The sequence below is a fragment of the Microbacterium helvum genome (genome assembly GCF_014779795.1).
GTDB lineage: Bacteria > Actinomycetota > Actinomycetes > Actinomycetales > Microbacteriaceae > Microbacterium > Microbacterium helvum.
In genome coordinates, this window is record NZ_JACXZS010000002.1 from 371,330 (window position 1) to 392,928 (window position 21,599).

At 70.3% G+C, this 21,599-nt stretch carries 17 protein-coding genes and 1 other RNA gene; 7 read left to right on the top strand and 11 right to left on the bottom strand.

The window, feature by feature from the left end; translation table 11 throughout:
* Positions 1-37: 37 nt before the first annotated feature.
* The 3 genes from IF188_RS04890 to IF188_RS04900 form a co-directional block, all read right to left on the bottom strand.
* Positions 38-733 carry a coenzyme F420-0:L-glutamate ligase gene (locus IF188_RS04890; protein ID WP_191170654.1) on the bottom strand — a complete coding sequence of 232 codons (696 nt, stop codon included), beginning with the start codon at positions 731-733 and terminating at the stop codon, positions 38-40.
* Entirely contained in the window at positions 730-2,070 is a 1,341-nt protein-coding gene (locus tag IF188_RS04895; RefSeq protein WP_191170655.1) for an RNA polymerase sigma factor, read from the bottom strand. The genes IF188_RS04890 and IF188_RS04895 overlap by 4 nt, the downstream gene beginning before the upstream one ends.
* Positions 2,071-2,337: 267 nt before the next feature.
* Positions 2,338-3,255 carry a proteasome assembly chaperone family protein gene (locus tag IF188_RS04900; protein ID WP_191170656.1) on the bottom strand — a complete coding sequence of 306 codons (918 nt, stop codon included), beginning with the start codon at positions 3,253-3,255 and terminating at the stop codon, positions 2,338-2,340.
* A gap of 84 nt (positions 3,256-3,339) precedes the next feature.
* Here IF188_RS04900 and IF188_RS04905 point away from each other — a divergent pair, with 84 nt between their 5' ends.
* The 3 genes from IF188_RS04905 to sucB all read left to right on the top strand — a co-directional run bounded on the left by IF188_RS04905 (position 3,340) and on the right by sucB (position 8,011).
* Complete coding sequence (locus IF188_RS04905; RefSeq protein ID WP_191170657.1) at positions 3,340-4,824, top strand: leucyl aminopeptidase; 1,485 nt, start codon at positions 3,340-3,342, stop codon at positions 4,822-4,824.
* Positions 4,824-6,197, top strand: a complete 1,374-nt coding sequence (gene lpdA, locus IF188_RS04910; RefSeq protein WP_191170658.1) for a dihydrolipoyl dehydrogenase — start codon at positions 4,824-4,826, stop codon at positions 6,195-6,197. The genes IF188_RS04905 and lpdA overlap by 1 nt, the downstream gene beginning before the upstream one ends.
* 62 nt (positions 6,198-6,259) lie before the next feature.
* Positions 6,260-8,011: a 2-oxoglutarate dehydrogenase, E2 component, dihydrolipoamide succinyltransferase gene (sucB, locus tag IF188_RS04915; protein ID WP_191170659.1), complete on the top strand. Its 1,752-nt coding sequence runs from the start codon at positions 6,260-6,262 to the stop codon at positions 8,009-8,011.
* A gap of 11 nt (positions 8,012-8,022) precedes the next feature.
* Here the strand turns inward: sucB and IF188_RS04920 are convergent, their stop codons facing one another.
* Entirely contained in the window at positions 8,023-9,378 is a 1,356-nt protein-coding gene (locus IF188_RS04920; RefSeq protein ID WP_191170660.1) for a hypothetical protein, read from the bottom strand.
* A gap of 124 nt (positions 9,379-9,502) precedes the next feature.
* On the opposite strand from IF188_RS04920, the gene IF188_RS04925 reads away from it, so the two are divergent.
* Positions 9,503-10,213: a DUF4191 family protein gene (locus tag IF188_RS04925; RefSeq protein ID WP_191170661.1), complete on the top strand. Its 711-nt coding sequence runs from the start codon at positions 9,503-9,505 to the stop codon at positions 10,211-10,213.
* Between the two features lie 56 nt (positions 10,214-10,269).
* Here the strand turns inward: IF188_RS04925 and IF188_RS04930 are convergent, their stop codons facing one another.
* Positions 10,270-10,662, bottom strand: a complete 393-nt coding sequence (locus IF188_RS04930; protein WP_191170662.1) for an RDD family protein — start codon at positions 10,660-10,662, stop codon at positions 10,270-10,272.
* A 132-nt stretch (positions 10,663-10,794) separates the two neighbouring features.
* On the opposite strand from IF188_RS04930, the gene glnA (IF188_RS04935) reads away from it, so the two are divergent.
* Together glnA (IF188_RS04935) and IF188_RS04940 are read left to right on the top strand one after the other, a co-directional pair.
* On the top strand, positions 10,795-12,219 hold the full coding sequence (gene glnA, locus IF188_RS04935) for a type I glutamate--ammonia ligase (RefSeq protein WP_191170663.1): 1,425 nt from the start codon (positions 10,795-10,797) through the stop codon (positions 12,217-12,219).
* Positions 12,220-12,356: 137 nt separating this feature from the next.
* A complete protein-coding gene (locus tag IF188_RS04940; RefSeq protein WP_224751418.1) occupies positions 12,357-13,067 on the top strand; it encodes a peptidase M23 in 711 nt (236 codons plus the stop codon).
* A gap of 43 nt (positions 13,068-13,110) precedes the next feature.
* On the opposite strand, the gene IF188_RS04945 is transcribed toward IF188_RS04940, so the two are convergent.
* Genes IF188_RS04945 through IF188_RS04955 form a run of 3 tightly spaced genes read right to left on the bottom strand, consistent with a single transcriptional unit; the run spans position 13,111 to position 17,751 of the window.
* On the bottom strand, positions 13,111-16,113 hold the full coding sequence (locus tag IF188_RS04945) for a bifunctional [glutamine synthetase] adenylyltransferase/[glutamine synthetase]-adenylyl-L-tyrosine phosphorylase (RefSeq protein WP_191170664.1): 3,003 nt from the start codon (positions 16,111-16,113) through the stop codon (positions 13,111-13,113).
* A 13-nt stretch (positions 16,114-16,126) separates the two neighbouring features.
* Positions 16,127-17,464 carry a type I glutamate--ammonia ligase gene (glnA, locus tag IF188_RS04950; RefSeq protein ID WP_191170665.1) on the bottom strand — a complete coding sequence of 446 codons (1,338 nt, stop codon included), beginning with the start codon at positions 17,462-17,464 and terminating at the stop codon, positions 16,127-16,129.
* Between the two features lie 59 nt (positions 17,465-17,523).
* Positions 17,524-17,751, bottom strand: a complete 228-nt coding sequence (locus tag IF188_RS04955) for an SPOR domain-containing protein (protein ID WP_191170666.1) — start codon at positions 17,749-17,751, stop codon at positions 17,524-17,526.
* Positions 17,752-17,869: 118 nt separating this feature from the next.
* On the opposite strand from IF188_RS04955, the gene ppgK reads away from it, so the two are divergent.
* Positions 17,870-18,634, top strand: a complete 765-nt coding sequence (gene ppgK, locus IF188_RS04960; RefSeq protein WP_191170667.1) for a polyphosphate--glucose phosphotransferase — start codon at positions 17,870-17,872, stop codon at positions 18,632-18,634.
* A gap of 20 nt (positions 18,635-18,654) precedes the next feature.
* Here ppgK and rnpB read toward each other — a convergent pair.
* The 3 genes from rnpB to IF188_RS20480 form a co-directional block, all read right to left on the bottom strand.
* Positions 18,655-19,013, bottom strand: an RNA gene (rnpB, locus tag IF188_RS04965) — RNase P RNA component class A.
* Between the two features lie 47 nt (positions 19,014-19,060).
* Positions 19,061-20,791, bottom strand: a complete 1,731-nt coding sequence (locus IF188_RS04970; RefSeq protein WP_191170668.1) for a bifunctional 3'-5' exonuclease/DNA polymerase — start codon at positions 20,789-20,791, stop codon at positions 19,061-19,063.
* A 21-nt stretch (positions 20,792-20,812) separates the two neighbouring features.
* A complete protein-coding gene (locus IF188_RS20480) occupies positions 20,813-21,544 on the bottom strand; it encodes a zinc ribbon domain-containing protein (RefSeq protein ID WP_191170669.1) in 732 nt (243 codons plus the stop codon).
* Positions 21,545-21,599 lie beyond the last annotated feature (55 nt).

A 21,599-nucleotide genomic window follows, 5' to 3' on the forward strand; every position in this document is an offset into this window, starting at 1 on the left:
CGGCCCCTGAGGGGCCGCGCCTTTCGCGTATCGCCGGTCAGACCGATCGGACGACGCCGAGCGGCGTCGACTGGTGGCCCTGACCGAGCGGGTTGTCTTTGAGGATCGAGACGAGCTGCTTCTCGCCGGCCTTGTCGAGCGTGGAGCCGAGGATGTTGCCGCCGAGGTCGTTGATGTCGACCACCGCCACCTCGGGCACGCCGCCGAGCAGCGACTTCAGATGCACGGCGACCTCGCGCGGGCGCTCGGGACCCAGCACGACCGCCTTGTTGTACGGCGGGATGGTGCCTGACGTCGGACCGTCGATCGCCCGCGCCTTGTCGCCGGCGATGCGGTAGAAGTCGCCCTTGCGCCCGAACAGCTTCGTGACCGCCGAGACCGCCGCGGCGAAGAGGATCCGGATCGTGCCGCACTCGCGCAGAGCCATCTCCATCGTCTCGGGCATGCCGAGGCCGATGCCGTGCGGCGTGCGCGTCACGTACTTCGAGAGGAAGAACGCGAGCTTGCGCGGCTTGATGTCCTCGACGAGGTATGAGCGGCCCTGCGTGATCGCGACGATCTTCTCCGTCACGAACAGCAGGTCGCCTTCGCGCACCACGTCGGACGCGTACTCGCGGACGAAATCGTCGAGGTCGTCGCCGGGCATCACGACCCGCGTGCGGATCGGGATGCGCGCGAACGACGAACCTTCGACCTGGACGGTGAGCGCCTTGCCGGCGTTCGCCTCACTCACTCGAGGTAGTCCCGCAGCGACTGCGAACGCGACGGGTGACGCAGCTTCGCCATCGTCTTGGACTCGATCTGACGGATGCGCTCACGGGTGACCCCGAACGTGTCGCCGATCTGGTCGAGCGTCTTGGGCTGCCCGTCGCCGAGGCCGAAGCGCATGCGGATCACGCCGGCCTCGCGCTCGGAGAGCGAGTCCAGCAGCGACTCGAGCTGACGCTGCAGCATCGTGAACCCCACGGCGTCGGCGGGGACGACGGCTTCGGTGTCCTCGATGAGGTCACCGAACTCGCTGTCGCCATCCTCACCGAGCGGCGTGTGAAGCGAGATCGGCTCGCGGCCGTACTTCTGCACCTCGATGACCTTCTCGGGGGTCATGTCGAGCTCGCGGCTGAGCTCCTCGGGCGTGGGCTCACGACCGAGGTCCTGCAGCATCTGACGCTGGACGCGGGCCAGCTTGTTGATGACCTCGACCATGTGCACCGGGATGCGGATCGTGCGGGCCTGGTCGGCCATCGCGCGCGTGATCGCCTGACGGATCCACCAGGTCGCGTACGTCGAGAACTTGAAGCCCTTGGTGTAGTCGAACTTCTCCACCGCGCGGATGAGGCCGAGATTGCCCTCCTGGATCAGGTCCAGGAACTGCATGCCGCGCCCGGTGTAGCGCTTCGCGAGCGACACCACGAGACGCAGGTTCGCGCCCAGGAGGTGGCTCTTCGCGCGCTGGCCGTCACGGGCGACCCACTGCAGGTCGAGCCCGAGCTGTGAGGTCTTCTCGGCCGCGGACATGTGCGACAGCTTCTCTTCGGCGAACAGGCCCGCCTCGATGCGCATCGCGAGCTCGACCTCTTCGGCCGCGTTCAGGAGCGGCACCTTGCCGATCTGCTTGAGGTAGTCCTTGACCGGGTCTGCGGTCGCGCCCGTGATCTGGGTCGAGTAGACGGGGACGTCGTCCTCATCGCTGGACGAGATGACGATCGCACCGGTCGGGAGCGGCTCGGTGAAGGCCGGCTTGGTGCTCTCCTCGTCCTCGTCCTCATCCTCTGAGGCGCTGTCGTCGCCGCTCGCCGACTTCGCGGCGCCCTTCGCGTCGGTCGCGTCGCCCGACTCGTCGTCGGCGGTCTCGTCGCCGCCCTCGAGCTCGACGTCGTCGTCGAGCTCCTCGACGTCGTCCTCGAACTCGTCGTCCGACTTCTTGGCGCGCTTGGACGCGGTCTTCGGCGCAGCCTTGGCCTTGGCGCCGCTCTTGGCGGCCGGAGCCTTCTTGGCGGCGGTGGTCTTCGTCTCGTCCGACTCGGTGTCCTTCGCGGCCGAGCGAGCCTTGGTGTTCGTGCCTGGAGTCACGTTTCGCCTTTCACCGGTCGACGCGCTCTGCGCGTCCCCGGTCGGTTTCGGACACTAGTAAGACCCTTGTCAAGTCCCGGTCTTCGCAGATTGCTCGTGCGATGACGGTTGACAACGGGTCAGAGCGTCTAGTATCTCATACTTGCCGTGCACCGCCAGCACCGCACGATCGCGTTGCCCCGTCGTGTCGGCGAGGCCTGTGCACCTCGACACAGGTGACAACGCGCAGGCCGGAGTGAGAATTCCGGGCGCGCGGCGCGCGAACGCTCAGGAGCGCTTGTCGTCGTCGCCCGGCCTGGTCGCCAGGAATCGCTCCAGTTCGGCCGCGAGCTCTTCGGCGCTCGGCAGATCGCCGGTGTGGATCATCGGCGTCGCGAGCGTGGATCCGGCCATGTAGGCGTCGTAGCGCTCTTCCAGGCCCTGCACCATGCGGGCGAGCTCGTCGCTGCCGTCGATCTGCTCGGTGACCTTCTCGAGGTACTCGCGGTTCTCATCGCGCAGCTCGTCGCCGGCGAACACGAGACCGGTGGCCACGGTGAGGCTGTCGAGCGCCGCGAGCGCCGCCGCCGGATACTCGGAGTCTCCGAGGTAGTGCGGGACCAGCAGCACGAAGCCCGCGACGCGGACTCCGGCCTCGGTCAGTCGGTACTCGAGCAGATGCCCGGCGGTCGCCGGCACCTGCGTGTGCGGCTGCCAGACCGAGTGCGCCTCGGTGAGCTCGGTGCGCGTTCCGCTGACGGTGGTGCCGATGGGCCGGGTGTGCGGCACCGGCATCGGGATCGCGTGGACCCACGTGACGGTGGAGACGCCGTACAGCTCTGTGAGGTCCACCACGGCGGAGGCGAAGGCATCCCACGCGAAATCCGGCTCGTACCCGGCCAGCACCAGGAACGGCTGCCCGAGCGAGTCGTGCGCGAACGACAGCTCCAGACGAGGCGGACGGTAGTCGGTCAGGTGGTCCTTCTCGAACGACACGATGGGCCGACGGGCACGGTAGTCGAGGAGCGTGTCGTTGGAGAACACCACGAGCGGCGCGGGCGACAGATCGTCGCGCACGTAGTCGATGACACGGCTCACGGCGCTGCCCGCATCCGTGAAGCCGGTCAGGGCGATCACGAGCGGCAGACCGCGCGGTACCGGGGGCGCGGATGCCGCGCGCTCGAACAGCGGGCCGGAAAGAGGCATGCATCCATGCTACGAGCCGAGAGAGGGGGCGAGGGTGGGGCGGTCGCGCTCAGAGCGAACACGCGGCTCCCTAGGATGGACACCATGGCGTTCCCCGACCTCGAGTACCGCACCACACCCGTCCGAGAGTCCGAAGCCGACGCACTGCTGCTGGCGCTGCCGCCGGTCGAAGGCGACAGCGCCCCCGACCTGTCCGATTGGCCCGGGCTGCGCGACGCCCTGTCGGGCGTCGGCTTCAGCGGTGCGCCGGGCTCCTTCCTGCGGGTGTTCGCGCCCGAGGTGACGACCCTGCCGCTGGCCGTCGTGGGCACCGGTTCGGACGTGGATGCCGCGGCCCTGCGAGACGCCGTGGGCACCGGCATCCGCTCGCTCACCGGGTACGCGACCGTCGCCGTCGCCGCTCCGTTCGCGGATGAGGATCTGTGGACAGCCGCGGCCGAAGGCGCCGCGCTCGGCGGGTACCGCTTCGACGGCTACAAGAGCGAGGCCCCCAAGGCGCGCGCCGCGCGCGTCGTCGTGCACGGCACCGCCCCCGCGGATGACGCCGCACTTCGCCTGGTCGCGGAGACCGCGGCATCGGTCGCGCTCGTGAAGGACCTCGTCAACATTCCGGCCGAGTGGCTCGGCCCGGCGGACATGGCCGAGCGTGCCGCGGCGGCCGTCGCGGACCTGCCCGTGGACGTCGAGATCCTCGATGAGGCCGCGCTGCGCGATCAGGGGTTCGGGGGCATCCTCGGCGTCGGGCAGGGATCCGAGCGCCCGCCGCGCCTGGTGCGCCTGGACTATGCGCCCGCGGGCGCCACGCGCCACGTCGCGCTGGTGGGCAAGGGCATCACGTTCGACACCGGCGGTCTGTCGCTGAAACCTGCGGCGTCGATGGTCGGCATGAAGTACGACATGGCCGGTGCGGCGACGGTGCTCGCCGTGCTGCGGGCGGCCGCGGCCGTCGAGGCTCCCGTCCGAGTCACCGCGTGGCTGTGCGTCGCCGACAACATGCCGTCCGGCAGAGCCACGCGTCCCGGCGATGTGCTGCGCATGCTCGACGGGACGACGGTGGAGGTGCTCAACACGGACGCCGAGGGTCGTCTCGTGCTCGCAGACGGCCTCGTCGCCGCCAGCCGCGAGCATCCCGACGTGATCGTGGACGTCGCCACGCTGACGGGCGCGATCCTCGTCGCCCTCGGCACGCGGCACACCGGGGTGATGGGCGACGACGACGCGGTCGCCGCCTACCTCGCCGCGGCCGGCCAGGCAGGCGAGCTCGCCTGGCAGCTGCCCCTGCCCGGTCACATGGTGGACGAACTCGACTCCCCCATCGCCGACCTGCAGAACGCGAAGATCGGCGACCCGGCGGGCGGCTCGCTGTTCGCGGGACTGTTCCTGCGTCACTTCGTCGGCCGTACCGGTGACGAGGCTGACGCTCCCCGCATTCCGTGGGTGCATCTCGACATCGCCGGCTCGGGCACTCACAAGGGTGCGCCGTATGGCTTCACCGACAAGGGTCCGACCGCGGCGAGCGTCCGCAGTCTGATCCGCTTCGTCCTGGCAGACCTCGACGCGGAGGAATGATGACCGACCACACCTTCGACCTCGTCGTGCTCGGTGGCGGCAGCGGCGGTTACGCCGCGGCGCTGCGCGCGGCCGAGCTCGGCAAGACCGTCGCCCTGGTGGAGAAGGACAAGGTGGGCGGCACCTGCCTTCACCGCGGCTGCATCCCCACCAAGGCGCTGCTGCACGCGGCCGAGGTCGCCGACACCGCCCGCGAGGCGGCGGCGTACGGGATCCGTACGACGTTCGACGGCGTCGACGCGGCGGGTGTGCGCGCGTACCGAGAGGGCATCGTCGCCAAGAAGTACAAGGGCCTGGAGGGCTTGGTCAAGGCGCGCGGGATCACGGTCGTCGCGGGCGAAGGCCGGCTCGAGTCCGGTCCCGCCGTCCGGGTCGGGGACGATGTGTACCGCGGCACCGACGTGATCCTCGCGACAGGCTCGCACAGCCGCACGCTGCCCGGATTGGAGATCGGCGGGCGCATCCTCACGAGCGAGCAGGCGCTCGAGCTCGAAGAGACTCCGAAGAGCGTGGTGATCCTCGGCGGCGGCGTGATCGGTGTCGAGTTCGCGAGCGTCTGGCGTTCGTTCGGCGCCGAGGTGACGATCGTCGAGGCGCTGGACCACCTCGTCCCCAACGAGGACCTCGCGCTCAGCAAGGCGCTCGAGCGCGCGTACCGGCGTCGAGGCATCCAGTACTCCCTCGGGGTGCGGTTCCAGTCTGCGACGCAGACCGCGGATGCCGTCACCGTGACACTCGAGGACGCCAAGACCTTCACCGCCGACTATCTTCTGGTCGCCGTGGGCCGCGGCCCGGCGACCGCAGGCCTGGGATACGAGGAGGCAGGCGTCCGGCTGGACCGCGGCTTCGTCCTGACCGACGAGCGACTGCGTACCGCGGCTGCCCATGTGTGGGCAGTCGGCGACATCGTGCCGGGACTGCAGCTCGCCCACCGCGGCTTCCAGCAGGGCATCTTCGTCGCCGAAGAGATCGCGGGGCTGTCGCCCGTCATGATCCCCGATGCGCACATCCCCAAGGTCACCTACAGCCACCCCGAGGTCGCGTCGGTGGGGCTGACCGAGGCCCAGGCCGCAGAGCAGCTCGGGGTGGACGGCGTCGTCGCCTATGAGTACAACCTGGCAGGCAACGGAAAGAGCGAGATCCTCGGCACCAGCGGGATCGTCAAGGTCGTGCGTGCCAAGGAAGGTCCAGTCCTCGGTGTGCACCTGATCGGCGACCGCGTCGGAGAGCTCATCACCGAAGGCCAGCTCGCAGTGGGATGGGAGGCGCACCCCGAAGACATCGCGCCGTTCATCCACGCGCACCCGACGCAGTCCGAAGCGCTGGGCGAGGCGTTCCTCGCTCTGGCAGGCAAGCCCCTGCACGCGCTCTGACCCTCCAGACCGCCCCCCATCACTAAGCTAGATCCGATATTCATTCAGAAGGAGACATCCTCATGAGCACATCCGTGGTCCTCCCCGCTCTCGGCGAGAGCGTCACCGAGGGTACGGTCACCCGCTGGCTCAAGAACGTCGGCGACACGGTTCAGGCGGACGAGGGCCTGCTCGAGATCTCCACGGACAAGGTGGACACCGAGATCCCGTCGCCGGTGAGTGGCGTGATCGAGGAGATCCTCGTGCAGGAGGACGAGACCGTCGAGGTCGGCGCCGTCCTCGCCAAGATCGGTGACGGTTCGAGCGCTCCTGCCGCCGCGCCCGCTCCCGAGGCCGCTGCTGCGGAGCCGGCGCCCGCCGCTCCTGCCGAGGCGCCTGCCGCCCCTGCCGAGGCGCCTGCGCCCGCCGCTGAGGCCCCCGCGGCTTCGGCCGCCCAGCCCGCCGCCCCCGCTGCCGGCGGCGCCGGCAAGGAGGTCGTGCTTCCCGAACTCGGCGAGAGCGTGACCGAGGGCACCGTCACCCGCTGGCTCAAGCAGGTCGGCGAAGAGGTCGCCGTCGACGAGCCGCTGCTGGAGATCTCGACCGACAAGGTCGACACCGAGATCCCGTCGCCGTTCGCCGGCGTGCTGCAGGAGATCCTGGTGAGCGAGGACGAGACCGTCGCCGTCGGCGCCGCCCTCGCCCGCATCGGCGAGGCAGGCGCTGCGGGGACTCCGGCTCCCGCGCCCGCCGAGGCTCCGGCCGCCCCGGCTCCCGCTCCGGCTGCAGCTCCTGCCCCCGCTGCCCCGGCCCCGGCCGCAGCTCCGGCTCCCGCACCTGCCCCGGCTGCAGCCCCCGCCCCGGCTCCCGCACCTGCCCCGGCTGCAGCCCCCGCCCCCGCTGCAGGCCCCGCCGCGGCGGAGGACGACGGAGTCACCTACGTGACGCCGCTGGTGCGCCGGCTCGCTCAGCAGCAGGGCGTCGACCTGGCATCTGTGAAGGGCACCGGGGTCGGTGGACGCATCCGCAAGGAGGATGTGCTGAAGGCCGCCGAGTCAGCCGCCGCGCCCGCGGCAGCGACGGCTGCCGCAGCCGCTCCCGCTCCTTTGGAGGTCTCTCCGCTGCGGGGTACGACCCAGCCGATGTCGCGTCTGCGCAAGGTCCTCGCACAGCGTGCTGTCGAGTCGATGCAGTCGACGGCGCAGCTCACGACCGTGGTCGAGGTCGACGTCACCAAGCTCGCGAACTACCGCGACCGCGTGAAGAACGACTTCCTCGCCAAGACCGGCGACAAGCTGTCGTTCCTGCCCTTCTTCGCTCTGGCGGCCGCCGAGGCGCTCCAGGCATACCCCGTGATCAACTCGACCGTCGACGGCGACCAGATCGTCTACCCGGCGACCGAGAACCTGTCGATCGCCGTCGACACCGAGCGCGGCCTGCTGACGCCGGTGCTGCGTGACGCGGCCACGAAGAACCTCGCGCAGATCGCGCATGAGATCGCCGACCTGGCTGCGCGCACGCGCGACAACAAGCTGAAGCCGGACGAGCTGGCGGGCGGCACCTTCACGCTCACCAACACGGGTTCGCGCGGTGCGCTGTTCGACACGCCGGTCGTCTTCCTGCCGCAGTCGGCCATCCTCGGCACCGGCGTCGTCGTGAAGCGACCGGGCGTCGTGAGCGTCGACGGCAAGGACGCGATCTCGGTCCGCTCCTATGTCTACCTGGCGCTGTCGTACGACCACCGCGTGGTCGACGGCGCTGACGCGGCCCGGTTCCTCGGTGCGGTGAAGACCCGCCTCGAAGCCGCCGCATTCGAGGGTCAGATCGGAATCTGACCCGGAGCAGGTCAACCCTCAGGCTGCTGCGCGACGTCATGGACGTCGCGCAGCAGCCATTTCTCGTCCTGTCGCAGGATCACGACGAGCTGCGAGGGCTCGGGTGCATCGACCGCGTCGACCCGCAGCACGGCGAGATCACCGAAATCGTCCAGCAGGGTCACCGTCCGCTCCGCCGCGCCCAGGTCGATCGCTCCGTGGACGGGCGACGCCGTCGGGTCGACCACGATGCCCGCGAGGCATTCGAGGTCGCCTGCGCATGCGGCTCGCGCATCGAGCAGCGCTGCGGCGACGGTTGTCAGATCGGCGGGCGGTGCGGCTCCCGCGGCATCGGAGTCATCCGCCGAAGTCGTCGGTGCCGCTGCGCCGCTCGCGGTCTCGGCGGGATCACCGGCGGTCTGCGTCGGCTCCCCGATCGTGGCCGTCGGCGCCGCGGTGGCCGGCGCGGCACCGCCCGCGGTCGCAGGGCCGCCACCCGGCCAGAGAGCGCCGACGGCGAGGACGGCTGCGGCGACGGCACCGCCGACGATCCACGGAGCGCGACGGCGGGCCGGCCTCGCCTCTGGGCCGGATCCGCCGCCGCGCAGGCGTCGCCACACCGCTGTGGTCGCGCGCGACACCGAGTCGGCGAGATCGTCGTCGACGCCCACGAGGAGGTTCTGCCAGACGGAGCGCGGCCGTCCGTCGGAGTCGAGCGCCGGGCGCGCGGAGGGCGTCGGCGGAGCGGCATCGGCTGCGGGGCGCGGCGCGAGGCTCGTCGTGCTGAGCGGCTCCGGAGCTGCCAGCGCGAACATGGCGTCCTCGGCGGCGGCCAGATCGTGCGCCGATATGCGCTCTGCGGTCAGGGAGCGCAGCGCCGTGTCCCACGTCCGCTGCAATGATGCCGCCACGTCGAGGCTCGTCATCGACTCCACCGTGGCGTCGATCGCCCGCCGGGCGGATGTCTCGGTCGCCAGGACCGGGCGCCCGGCATCGTCGAGCCACCATTCCCCCGTCGTCTGCGGCGAGGGCGCGATCTGCGCGCATCCGCGCAGCAGGCTGACGCCGAGCGTCACCGTCTCACCCGGCGTCAAGGGCAGGCGTGCGGCGCGACGACGCAGGAAGTCATCCAGCCGCTCGACGCACACCGGCAGCACGACATCGTGCCCGTCGCGGCGCCGGGCGACGTCGACCGGTGCCAGGACGTGGCCATCGGTTGCGGCATCCCACCCCGTCCACGCAGGACCCAGCTCCGCGGCGTCGACGAGCAGCCGCATCGTTCCCGCCGCTTCGCGCACCAGCACGCCCGGCCACGGGGCGTCCTCTCTCGCGCGCACCGCGCGCACCGCGCGGTAGGGGCTGGCGAGCATGCCGTCGTCGGGGATCACGAACCCAGTGTGGGTACGTCCACGTCGCAGCGGCGGCCGCATTCGAGGATCTGTGGACGGTGACCGACGAAGCAGGTCTGGGGAGGAGCCGAGGAGGACCGTCCGAAAAGGTAGGCTGGAAGTTATGGCCGCGCGCAGTTCCGCACCCGAGAAGAGCCCCGGTTTCTTCTCTCAGATCCGTACCCTCTACACCTTCACGCAGAAGGCGTTCCCCTGGCTGCCGTTCCTGCTGGCCGGCATCCTGCTCGTCGGCGCCGGGATCGGCGTGGCGATCGGGTTCCTCCTGCCGCCCGTGGCGATCTGGAGCATCATCCTCTGGGGCATCACGGGTCTCATGCTCGGTCTGCTGGCCTCGATGATGACGATGACCCGTCTGTCGACCAGAGCGATGTACAAGAAGATCGATGGGATGCCGGGAGCCACGGGACACGTGCTGTCGACGTCGCTCGGACGCTCCTGGCAGGCCAGTGAGATGCCCGTCGGCATCAACCCCAAGACGCAGGAGGCCGTGTACCGCGCGGTCGGCAGGGGCGGCGTCGTGATCGTCGGCGAGGGTGCCCGCGGTCGACTGACGCGCCTCGTCAACGACGAGCGCTCCAAAGTGCAGCGCGTCGCCGCAGGCGTCCCGGTCACGGTGCTCTATGTCGGGCACGGCGAAGGCGACGTGACGATCGCGAAGCTCGCCTCGACCATCAAGGCGCTCCCCAAGAAGATCGACCGCACGACGCAGGCGGCGGTCATCAAGCGCATCGAGTCCGTGTCGCAGTCGCTCACCTCGCTGCCGATTCCGAAGGGCATCGACCCGACGAAGGCTCGCGCCCCGCGTCCGCGCTGACAATCTGCGAGCCTCACAGCCGCGCTCGGCCACGCCGGGCGCGGCTGTCCGTCGTCTCAGGCCCGCAGCAGGACGGTGCCCGCGACCTTGTCGTGCAGGCCGCGGTGGTCGGCGTCCCAGATGACGGCGGGGATCACGAGGACGAGCAGCGCCGTCCGCACGATCGGTCGCCACAGTCCCACCCAGGCTCCGTCGAGGCGCACCAGCCGCAGACCGAAGAGCCGGTGGCCGGGGCTCCCCTGCAGCGTCGGCAGGAAGACGAGCTGGATGGCGGCGAACAGCGCGAGGATCGCCATCGGGTCCCACCCGAAGAATCCGGAGATGAGATACGCGGCACCGTAGTCGATGAACAGCGCGCCGACGCGGCGACCCAGGTGCCCGATCGATCCGCTGCCGTCACGGGGCAGTCCGAGTCGTTCGCCGGGGTAGTCCTGAGTGCTCTGCGTCACTTCTCAAGCGTACCCAGGCCGTCGTAACATCCCGGAAACACAAGTGATACTGCCGGGCAATCCCCTGCCGGTAGCTTGCCAAGGAGCCCGGCCCGCACGGGCGGATCCGAATGCCCTACCTCTGGAGTCTTCATGTTCAAAGATTCATCCGAGGTGCTGAAGTTCATCAAGGACGAGGACGTCAAGTTCCTCGACATCCGTTTCACGGACCTTCCTGGCGTGCAGCAGCACTTCAACATCCCGGCCTCGACCGTCGACGAAGAGTTCTTCACGGTCGGCCAGCTGTTCGACGGCTCCTCGATCCGAGGATTCGCGAACATCCACGAATCGGACATGCAGCTGATCCCGGACGTGTCGACGGCGTACCTGGACCCGTTCCGCGAGGCGAAGACGCTCATCATGGTCTTCGACATCTATAACCCGCGCAACGGCGAGATCTACTCGAAGGACCCGCGTCAGGTCGCCAAGAAGGCCGAGAAGTACCTCGCGTCGACCGGCATCGCCGACACCGCGTTCTTCGCCCCCGAAGCCGAGTTCTACATCTTCGATGACGTGCGGTACGAGGTGAAGCAGAACTCCAGCTTCTACTCGGTCGACTCCGAAGAGGGCGCATGGAACACGGGCCGCGCCGAAGAGGGCGGCAACCTCGCCAACAAGACCCCGTTCAAGGGCGGCTACTTCCCTGTCTCGCCCGTCGACAAGACGGCCGATCTGCGCGACGACATCAGCCTGCGACTCATCGAGTCGGGGCTGCACCTCGAGCGTGCGCACCACGAGGTGGGCACCGGCGGTCAGCAGGAGATCAACTACCGCTTCGACACGATGGTGCACGCGGCCGATGACATCCTGAAGTTCAAGTACATCGTCAAGAACGTGGCGAACGAGTGGGGCAAGGTCGCGACCTTCATGCCCAAGCCGCTCTTCGGCGACAACGGCTCCGGCATGCACACGCACCAGTCGCTGTGGCTCGAGGGCAAGCCGCTGTTCTACGACGAGAAGGGCTACGCGCAGCTCTCGGACGTCGCCCGCTGGTACATCGGCGGCATCCTGGCCCACGCTCCGGCGCTGCTCGCGTTCACCAACCCGACGCTCAACTCGTACAAGCGCCTCGTCAAGGGCTACGAGGCGCCGGTCAACCTGGTGTACTCGGCGGGCAACCGCTCGGCGGCCATCCGCATCCCGATCACGGGTTCGAACCCCAAGGCCAAGCGCATCGAGTTCCGCGCGCCGGACGCATCGGGCAACCCGTACCTCGCCTTCGCGGCGCAGCTCATGGCCGGCCTCGACGGCATCCAGAACCGCATCGAGCCGCACGAGCCCGTCGACAAGGACCTGTACGAGCTTCCTCCCGAGGAGGCGAAGAACATCCCGCAGGTGCCGAACTCGCTGCTCGACTCCCTCGACGCGCTCCGCGCCGACCACGAGTTCCTGCTGAAGGGCGGCGTGTTCACGCCCGAGCTCATCGAGACGTGGATCGAGTACAAGATCGAGAACGAGATCCAGCCGCTCAACGCGCGTCCGCACCCGTTCGAGTACGAGCTGTACTTCGGCGTCTGACGTTCCAGCACCGCGAAGAGGGCCCCGGTTCGCCGAACCGGGGCCCTCTTCATGCGCGGCGCACGAGGATGCCGCACAGCGGCCCGCGGCTTAGGCTGAACGGAGCCGTCCCCGCCGCCCGGCCGAAAGTGAAGACGATGCCTGCCCCCTCCGCTGTGGAGACGCCGCCGCGCCGCGTCCCACGCTCGAAGGCGTCGCGCGCGTCGGCGGCACGCCGTGGGCGTCGGCGTGCGCGTGTGCGTTCCCGGTGGCCGCGGGTCGCCCTCGCCGTCGCGGTGCCGGTCGTCCTCGTGTCGGTCTTCCTGATCGGCGCGGGATTCCTCGCGCGATCCCTCGACGACGTGTTCGGCGGGTATCGCGCTGACCCGGTGCCTGCGGTCGCGGGATACCGCGTCGAACAGCTCGCCAACGCCTGCACGATCGTCGTGGCGGGCCGCGATCTCGGCCTCGACGCGCGCGATCAGACCATCGCGGTGATGACGGCGATGGGCGAGTCCTCGCTGCGCAACCTGGACTACGGCGACTGGGAGACGAACGGGGTGCGCAACCCCGACGGCTCGCGCACCACGTCGATGGGGCTGTTCCAGCAGCAGGACTCCTGGGGTTCGCGGGAGGCGCGACTGGACCCCTACACCGCCGCGGTCCTGTTCTATCGCGCGATGACCGATCGCGTACCCGACCGTGCGTCGCTGGAGCCCACCCTGGTCGCACATCGCACGCAGGTCAACGACGACGCGGACCACTACGCGCGCTACTGGGACCGGGCCGTCCGCGTGGTCGCCGCGGTGACCGGCAGTCCGCAGCCCGGCGACAGCATCGACGGCATCCCGCAGTGCCCGGCAGCGTGACGGCCCACCGCGGACTCGGACACGGCCTGCGGTGCGGCATCCCTCAACCGTAGAAGAGCTTCTCGAAGACGCGGCGGGCACGACGCGTGGTGCCCAGGTAGTCGTCCTCGACGCGACTGGCCGAGCGCGGCGGATACTCGAGCAGGCGTCCGATCCCGTCGAGCTTGCCGCGATCCACCGGCAGCACGTCGCTGGTCTGCCCGGACAGCAGCGTGTTGGCCGATCGGAGCCGGCTCGCCAGCCGCCACGCCTCCGCGAGACGATCAGCGGACGTGGACGGGATCAGATCGGCGTCGACGGCCGCGCGCAGCGCGTCGAGCGTGGAGGTCGTGCGCATCGCGGGCACGGCGTGCGCGTGCTGGAGCTGCAGCAGCTGCACGAGCCATTCGACGTCGCTGAGCGAACCGGGCCCGAGCTTGAGATGCCGTGACGGATCGACGCCCTGCGGCAGACGCTCGCTCTCGACGCGTGCCTTGATGCGCTTGATCTCGCGCACCGCCGCGAGGTCCACCGTCTCGGGGTAGCGCACCTGGTCCGCCATCTGCATGAAGTCGGCGATCAGCTTGACGCTTCCGGCGACGCCCCGCGCGCGCAGCAGTGCCTGCGCCTCCCACGAGAGCGCCCAGCGCCGGTAGTACTCGGCGTACGCGTCGAGCGAGCGTGCCAGCGGCCCGTTGCGGCCTTCGGGCCGCAGATCGGCATCGAGCTCCAGGGGGACGCGGTGATCCTCGGAGTGCGTCCGCAGACCCGCGACGAGCTTCAGTGCCAGCTCGTGCGCGCGCTGGGGCTCGATGCCGTTCGCCCGGTAGACGTACATGACGTCGGCGTCCGAGCCGAAGCCCAGCTCGGCGCCGCCGAAGCGGCCCATGGCGATGACGGAGAAGTCCAGCGCGGCGTCCTCCGGCGGGACGATGTCACGGCGCACCGCGCGCAGCGTCGCCTGGATGGTGACCTCGGTGATCGTCGTGAGCGCCTCGGCGACCTCTTCGATCGTGACGGCACCGAGGATCGCCGCCATCGCAAGGCGCAGCTGCTCGCGACGGCGCAGCGCCCGGACGGCGCGCATCGCATCGGTCACGGTCGCGTGACGGGTCTGGATCGCCCGCGCCTCCTGCTGCAGCGCGACGCCGGACCGGGGCCGCAGCAGCTCGGGATCGTCGAGCCAGGCGGCCGACTCCGGGATCCACTCGATCAGCTCGCCCACGTACCGCGAACCGGACAGCACACGCGAGAGGCTCTCGGCGGCGCCCGACGAGTCGCGCAGCATGCGCAGGAACCAGTGCGTGTCGCCCAGGCGCTCGCTCAGCCGGCGGAACGCGAGCAGGCCGTAGTCCGGGTCGACGCCGTCGGCGAACCATCGGATCATCACCGGCATGAGGTGCCGCTGGATCGTCGCCTTGCGACTGAGACCGCTCGTCAGGGCGGCGATGTGCCGCAGGGCGCCGGCCGGGTCGGCGAAGCCGATGGCCGCGAGGCGGTCATGCGCCTGCTCGGTCGACAGCACGCGCTCGTCGGCCGGCAGGGCCGCGACCGCGGACAGCAGCGGCCGGTAGAAGAGGCGCACGTGGATGTCGCGCACCTCGCGCTTGGTGGACTCCCACAGATCCCACACGCCCTGGCCGGTGTCGGCGAGGGCGGTCGCCCGCGCCAGCACGCGCAGGTCCTCAGCGCGCGACGGCATCAGATGCGTCCGCCGCAGCTGCCGCAGCTGCACGCGGTGCTCGAGCAGGCGCAGCACCCGGTAGTCGTGCGAGAAGGCCGACGCCTCGACGCGGCCGATGTAGCCTTCGGCCACCAGCGCATCGAGGGCTTCCAGCGTGCCGCGCTGGCGGATCCGGTCGTCCGACAGCCCGTGCACCAGCTGCAGCAGCTGGACGGTGAACTCGATGTCGCGGATGCCGCCCGGGCCGAGCTTCAGCTGGTAGGGCACGTCCGACGCGGGGATGTGCTCGGTCACGCGCTCCCGCATGCGCTGCACGCTGTCGACGAAGTTCTCGCGCGCGGCGCTCGTCCAGACCTTCGGCTGTACGGCGGCGATGTAGGCCTCCGCGACGACCGGATCGCCGGCGATCGGCCGTGCCTTGAGCAGCGCCTGGAACTCCCAGCTCTTCGCCCAGCGCTCGTAGTACGCGACGTGGGAGTCGACGGTGCGCACGAGCGCGCCCTGCTTGCCCTCGGGCCGCAGGTTGGCGTCGACCTCCCACAGCGGCGGCTCGATCTCGACGCCCGAGATCCCGCGCATCGTCTGCACGGCCAACCGCGTCGCGATGTCGACGATGCGGCTCTCGCCGTACTCGGCCATCGCTTCGTCGGACCCGCCGGCGACGAAGATCACGTCGACGTCGCTGACGTAGTTGAGCTCCCTGGCCCCTGTCTTGCCCATGCCGATGATCGCGAGTCCCGCTTCGGCGACCTGTTTGCGAGGGAACAGCCCGGCTCCCGCGGCGCCGCCGGATACGCGCGTGCGTGCGACCGCGAGGGATGCCTCCAACGCCGCCCCCGCGGCATCCGCAAGCCTCATCGACACGACGGGGATCTCGTCGACCGGCGACGGGCTCAACAGGTCGTACGCAGCGATGCGGGCGAGCATGCGCCGATAGCGGACCCGCAGGGCCACCCAGGCGCTCTCGCCGCCGTCCGCCGCGAAGCCGTCCGTCGCACCGACGGCGTCCAGCAGCTCTTCCCGCAGCTCGGCCTTGGTCGGCAGACGGTCACCGGCATGCGCCAGCTCGTCGAGCTCGGCGGGATGGCGGGCGAAGAACTCGCCGAAGCCCGTCGACGCGCCGAGCAGCGCCCACAGCGCACGCCAGGCGCCGGAACGCTGGTGCGCGCGTCGCACGGCCCGGTCGTCGCGGCGAGCCAGCTTCGTGACGGCGTGCAGCGCCTCGTCGGGATCGGCCGCCGTCGCGGCGCGCTCCAGCACGACTTCACGAGGGATGCCGGTCAGCCCGGTGAGCTCGTCCAGCAGCTGCTCGGCATCGCCGAGGCTGCTGAAGCCGACGCGCGCGAGCGGGGTGAGAGATCCGGACCGGTCGCTCGCAGACATGCGTCGGAGGGCCTCAGAGCAGTTCGAGGTTGCTCTTGAGCTCGAACGCCGTCACCTGGGAGCGGTACTCCTGCCACTCGCGGCGCTTGTTGAGGAGCACGTGGTTGAAGACCTGCTCGCCGAGAGTCTCGGCGACGAGCTCGGATTCCTCCATGTACTCGAGCGCGTGATCGAGGCTGGCCGGCAGCGGGGCGTAGCCGAGGGCGCGCCGCTCGGCATCGGTCAGCGACCACACGTTGTCTTCGGCCTCGGCGGGCAGCTCGTACTCCTCTTCGATGCCCCTGAGTCCGGCCGCGAGCATGAGCGCGTAGGCGAGATACGGGTTGGCGGCCGAGTCGAGCGCGCGGTACTCGACGCGCGAGGACTGGCCCTTGCTCGGCTTGTAGAGCGGCACGCGCACGAGGGCGGAGCGGTTGTTGTGGCCCCAGCAGATGAAGCTCGGGGCCTCGTCGCCGCCCCACAGGCGCTTGTACGAGTTGACGAACTGGTTCGTCACGGCCGAGATCTCGTTCGCGTGGCGGAGCAGGCCGGCGATGAACTGGCGGCCCACCTTCGACAGCTGATACTGCGCGCCCTCTTCGTAGAACGCGTTGACGTCGCCCTCGAACAGCGACATGTGGGTGTGCATGCCGCTGCCCGGCTTGCCGGTCATCGGCTTCGGCATGAACGTCGCGTAGACGCCCTGCTCGATGGCGACCTCTTTGATGACGGTGCGGAACGTCATGATGTTGTCGGCCGTGGTCAACGCGTCGGCGTACCGCAGGTCGATCTCGTTCTGGCCGGGGCCGCCCTCGTGGTGGCTGTACTCGACCGAGATGCCGAGGTCCTCGAGCATGCGGACCGAACGGCGGCGGAAGTCGTGGGCCGTGCCGCCGGGGACGTTGTCGAAGTACCCGGCCGAGTCCACGGGCTCGGGGCCCTCGGTGCCGAACGACGACGACTTCAGCAGGTAGAACTCGATCTCGGGGTGCGTGTAGAACGTGAACCCCGCGTCGGCGGCTTTCGCGAGGGTGCGCTTGAGCACATGACGCGGATCGGCCACGGCGGGCTGGCTGTCCGGCGTGGTGATGTCGCAGAACATGCGCGCGGTCGGATCGATCTCGCCGCGCCACGGCAGGATCTGGAAGGTCGTCGGGTCGGGGTGCGCGAGCAGGTCGGACTCGTACGACCTCGTGAGCCCCTCGATGGCGGAGCCGTCGAAGCCCAGACCTTCGGTGAACGCGCCTTCGACCTCGGCCGGCGCGATCGCGACCGATTTGAGCGTGCCGATGACGTCGGTGAACCAGAGGCGGACGAACTTGACGCCCCGTTCCTCGATGGTCCTCAGAACGAAGTCACGCTGCTTGTCCATCGCGTCCTCTCCGGTGCCCGTGCGGCCCGCTCGTCCCTGCGAACCGGGTCGAAGCCAGACTACTGGTCGGCGCCGGGGTCGTCCGACACGGAGCCGGTCCCCCACGAGTCCTCGCGGGCCTCTTCGTCGGCCCACGCCTTCGAACGCCCACGGATGACCTCCGGGGCCTTCGCCGCCTCTTCCGGCGTATCGAACGGGCCCGCGCGGTCGGGCGCAGGCGACTCGAACCCCTTCTCGACCTCGCCGGTCTTCAGGTTGTACCAGTACTTCTCGCTGCCGTCCGTCATCGTCGCACTCCCTGATCGCGGGCCGGTGATCGTCAGCACGATCCTACTGACGCGCCGCCGGATCGGCCCTCCGATGGATGTCTCGGGCGGGGCCGCGTGTCGTCGGTAGGCTGTCGGCATGGCATCTGACGCGGCACGCGCCGTCGGCGTGGACATCGGCGGGACGGGCATCAAGGCGGGGATCGTCGATCTCGAACGGGGTGAGCTCGTGAGCGACCGGGTGAAGGTCGCGACCCCCGCAGGGGCTCACCCGCCGGACGTCCTGGCGGCGGTCACCGAAGTGCTCTCCACACTCGGCGTCGCCGACGACGCATCGGTTCCGCTCGGGGTGGCCTTCCCCGCGATCATCAAGCGCGGGCGCACCATGTCGGCGGCGAACGTCTCGGACCAGTGGATCGGGTTCGAGGCCGAGAAGTTCTTCGAGGACGGCCTCGGGCGCGACATCCATTTCGCCAACGACGCGGACGTCGCCGGTGTCGCCGAGGTGAGATACGGCGCTGCGAAGGATCAGCCGGGGCTCACGATCCTCACAACCCTCGGCACCGGCATCGGCTCGGCACTGCTCTACGACGGGGTTCTCGTGCCCAACTCCGAGCTCGGGCACGTGCAGCGCGCGAAGCACGGCGGCGACGCCGAGTCCTATGCGGCGTACTCCGCCATGGAGCGGCACAATCTGTCGTGGGCGAAGTGGGCGAAGCGGCTGCAGTGGTACTACAGCCACATCGAGTTCCTGTTCAGCCCCGACCTCTTCGTCGTCGGCGGCGGCGTCTCGAAGCACTCCGACCAGTTCCTGCACCTGCTCGACCTGAACACGCCGATCGTGCCGGCGGTGCACCGCAACAACGCCGGGATCATCGGGGCCGCCGCGCTGGCGCGCGGCTGAGTCGTCCCGCGGCGAGAGGGCGAATGGGCCGGCCTGTACGCCGGGTTCTGTCCGGGGGCTGACGCCCCGTAGACGGTCATCTCTCTCGGCGACACGTTGCCGTGCCGCTCCAGCGGCCTACCCGGGGACTCGGCGGGCCGCGTCGTCATCCCCTGTCTGGCCTTGCTCCGGGCGAGGTTTGCCGTGCGGGTCGTGTCACCACGACCCCGGTGGTCTCTTACACCGCCCTTTCACCCTTACCCGGCCGAAGCCGGGCGGTCTGCTCTCTGTGGCACTGTCTCGCGGATCGCTCCGGGTGGGTGTTACCCACCGCCCTGCCCTGTGGAGCCCGGACGTTCCTCGGCGCGGTGACCCGCGACGCGACCGTCCAGCCGACCCATTCGCGTCGGCGAGTCTATCGCCCGCGGCCTGGGTCTGTGCTCCGCGTCAGTCCTTGAGCGCCGTTTCTGCGATGCGCACGTCGAGCCGGAAGTCGAGCGGGAACCCGCCGAACAGCAGGCGGCCCGCCGCGGTGGCGGCGTCCTCGACCGCCTGCGCTGCTGCCTCCGCGTGCTCTTCCGGGGTGTGGACGATGACCTCGTCGTGCAGGAAGAACGCCAGGTGCGGACGGTCGGCGAACACCGGGCCGGAGCGCGGCGCGGCGTGCGCGGCATCGACAGCAGGCATCCCGGCCAGTCGCGTCCGCAGATCCGCCAGCCATGCCAGCGCCCACTCCGCGGCCGTGCCCTGTACGACGAAGTTGCGGGTGAAGCGGCCTCGGTCGCGTGCACGTCGCCTCGCGCGCGTCTCGTCGGCTCCGGATGCCTCGGCCTCGGTCGCCCGTGACTGCAGCGCCGACCAGTCCGACGACGGCGACGGCGACGTGCGGCCGAGCCACGTCGAGACGGTGCCGCCGTCCTCGCCGGTGCGGGCCGCTTCGTCGACCAGACCCATGGCACGCGGATACGCGCGGCGCAGCCGCGGCACGAGACGCCCGGACTCCCCCGTGGTGGCGCCGTACATCGCGCCGAGGATGGCGATCTTCGCCTCCTGCCTGCTCGCGACGGCGCCGCTCTCGACGATGCCGGCGTAGAGATCGCGGCCTCGCGCGGCCGCTGCGAGCGCGGTGTCGCCCGACATCGCGGCCAGTACGCGAGGCTCGAGCTGTGCCACGTCCGCGACGACGAGCCGCCAGCCCGGGTCGGCCCGCACCGCTTCACGCAGTTGGCGCGGCAGCTGGAGCGCCCCGCCTCCTGACGACGCCCATCGGCCCGTGACCACGCCGCCGGGGATGTAGACGGGCCGGAACCGCCCGTCCGCGACCCACTCTCCCAGCCACGTCCAGCCGTTGGCAGAGAGCAGTCGCGACAGCTTCTTGTACTCCAGCAGAGGCTCGATCACCGGATGCCGCTGCTCGGCGAGCTCCCACCTGTTGGTGGATTCGACCAGGACGCCCACCCGGTGAAGCGCACGCAGCAGCTTGGGCTGCGAGTCCAGGCTCGCACCGGGATCCCCCAGCGCGTCCCGCACGCGGGCGGCCGCAGCAGCCAGCAGTGCGGGCTGCCCACCTGCGAGCGGTCGCTCACCGAGCGTGGCGACGAGGATCCGGTCGTGCTCGGCGGCGTCCCACGGCAGTCCCGCAGCCCGCATCTCGGCCGCGACCAGGGCGCCGGCCGACTCCGCTGCCGTCAGCAGCCGGAGCCTGCCGGGGTCGCGCGAGCCTGCGATCGCCGCGCGCTGCCGGGCGAACTCGGCAAGAGAGTCCTCCGGGCCCTCCGGAAGCGTGAGCCTGCCGGAGGCTGCGCCGTCGAGCTCGAACAGGGCGGGCACCGCGTGTTCCTGGGCGTGCGGTGCGGCATCCCACTCGACGGCGTCGCGGAGGTCACCCGCGGACGCGATCAGCGCCGAGTCGCGCAGGATCGCGTGGCACAGCCGCAGATCGTGGCAGCGGGCGACGCGCACGCCGGCCGCGAGCAGGTCCGCATACCAGCGCGGGGTGTCGTTCCAGACCCACCGCGGGGCGTGGGCCGACTCCGCATCGGCCACCCATCCGGCAAGAGAGTCGACCGTGAGTGTCACACGCGCGCGCTCGGCCGCGACCTCGTCGAGCAGAATCGCCGTCACTCCGTGCGGGGACCGCCCGAGAACGATCCAGGCCGGTGCGTCAGCGGCGTCCACGATGCGGACGCGAGCGGCGGATCACAGTCCGGAATCCACGTCGATGACGAGGATGCAACCGCACTCGGGGCAGTTCACGACGGCGTCGTCGGGGGCTTGGCGGAGCACCTGCAGATCGGTGCCCGCGAGGACCATGTGACAGCCCTCGCACGTACGGGCGCGCAGGAACGCGGCGCCTGCGCTGCGGGTCGCGAGGCGGTCGTACAGAGCGACGAGGTCTGCGGGGAGCGTGCCGGCGAGGGCGGCGCGGTCGCGTTCGGCCGCCTCGAACGCGGCGGTCGCCTCGGCGACGGCGCGCTTGCCCTCGGCGCTCAGCTCGGCGCCCTCGGCGTTGGTCGCGGCGATCAGGGCCTCTTGCTCCGCGACTGCGGCATCCGCCGTCTCGAGCCGCTCCATGACGGCCAGTTCGGCGTCCTCGAGGTCGCTCTTGCGGCGTGCGAGCGCGGCGAGCTCGCTCTCCAGGCTCTGCGCTTCTTTCGGGTTCGTCGACGCGGCCAGCCGGTCGCTGTCGCGCGCGGCCCGCGCATCGACGACGGCGACGTCGGACTCGATGCGCGCGAGCTCGGTGCGGAAGTCGTCACGGGCGCCGAGGCGCACCGACAGCTCCTGCGAGAGCTCCTGTCGACGGCCCAGCAGCTCCTGGACACGCGCAGCCTGCGGCGGGTTCTTGCGCGCGTGGTCGGCCTGTCGGATACGGGCGTCGAGCTGTGCGACCTCGACGAGGCGGCGCTGGTCTGCGTGGCTGGCGTTCACGGAACCAACCTATCGCGGGCCATCGACGCGGCGAACGGCGAGGACTAGCATTCGA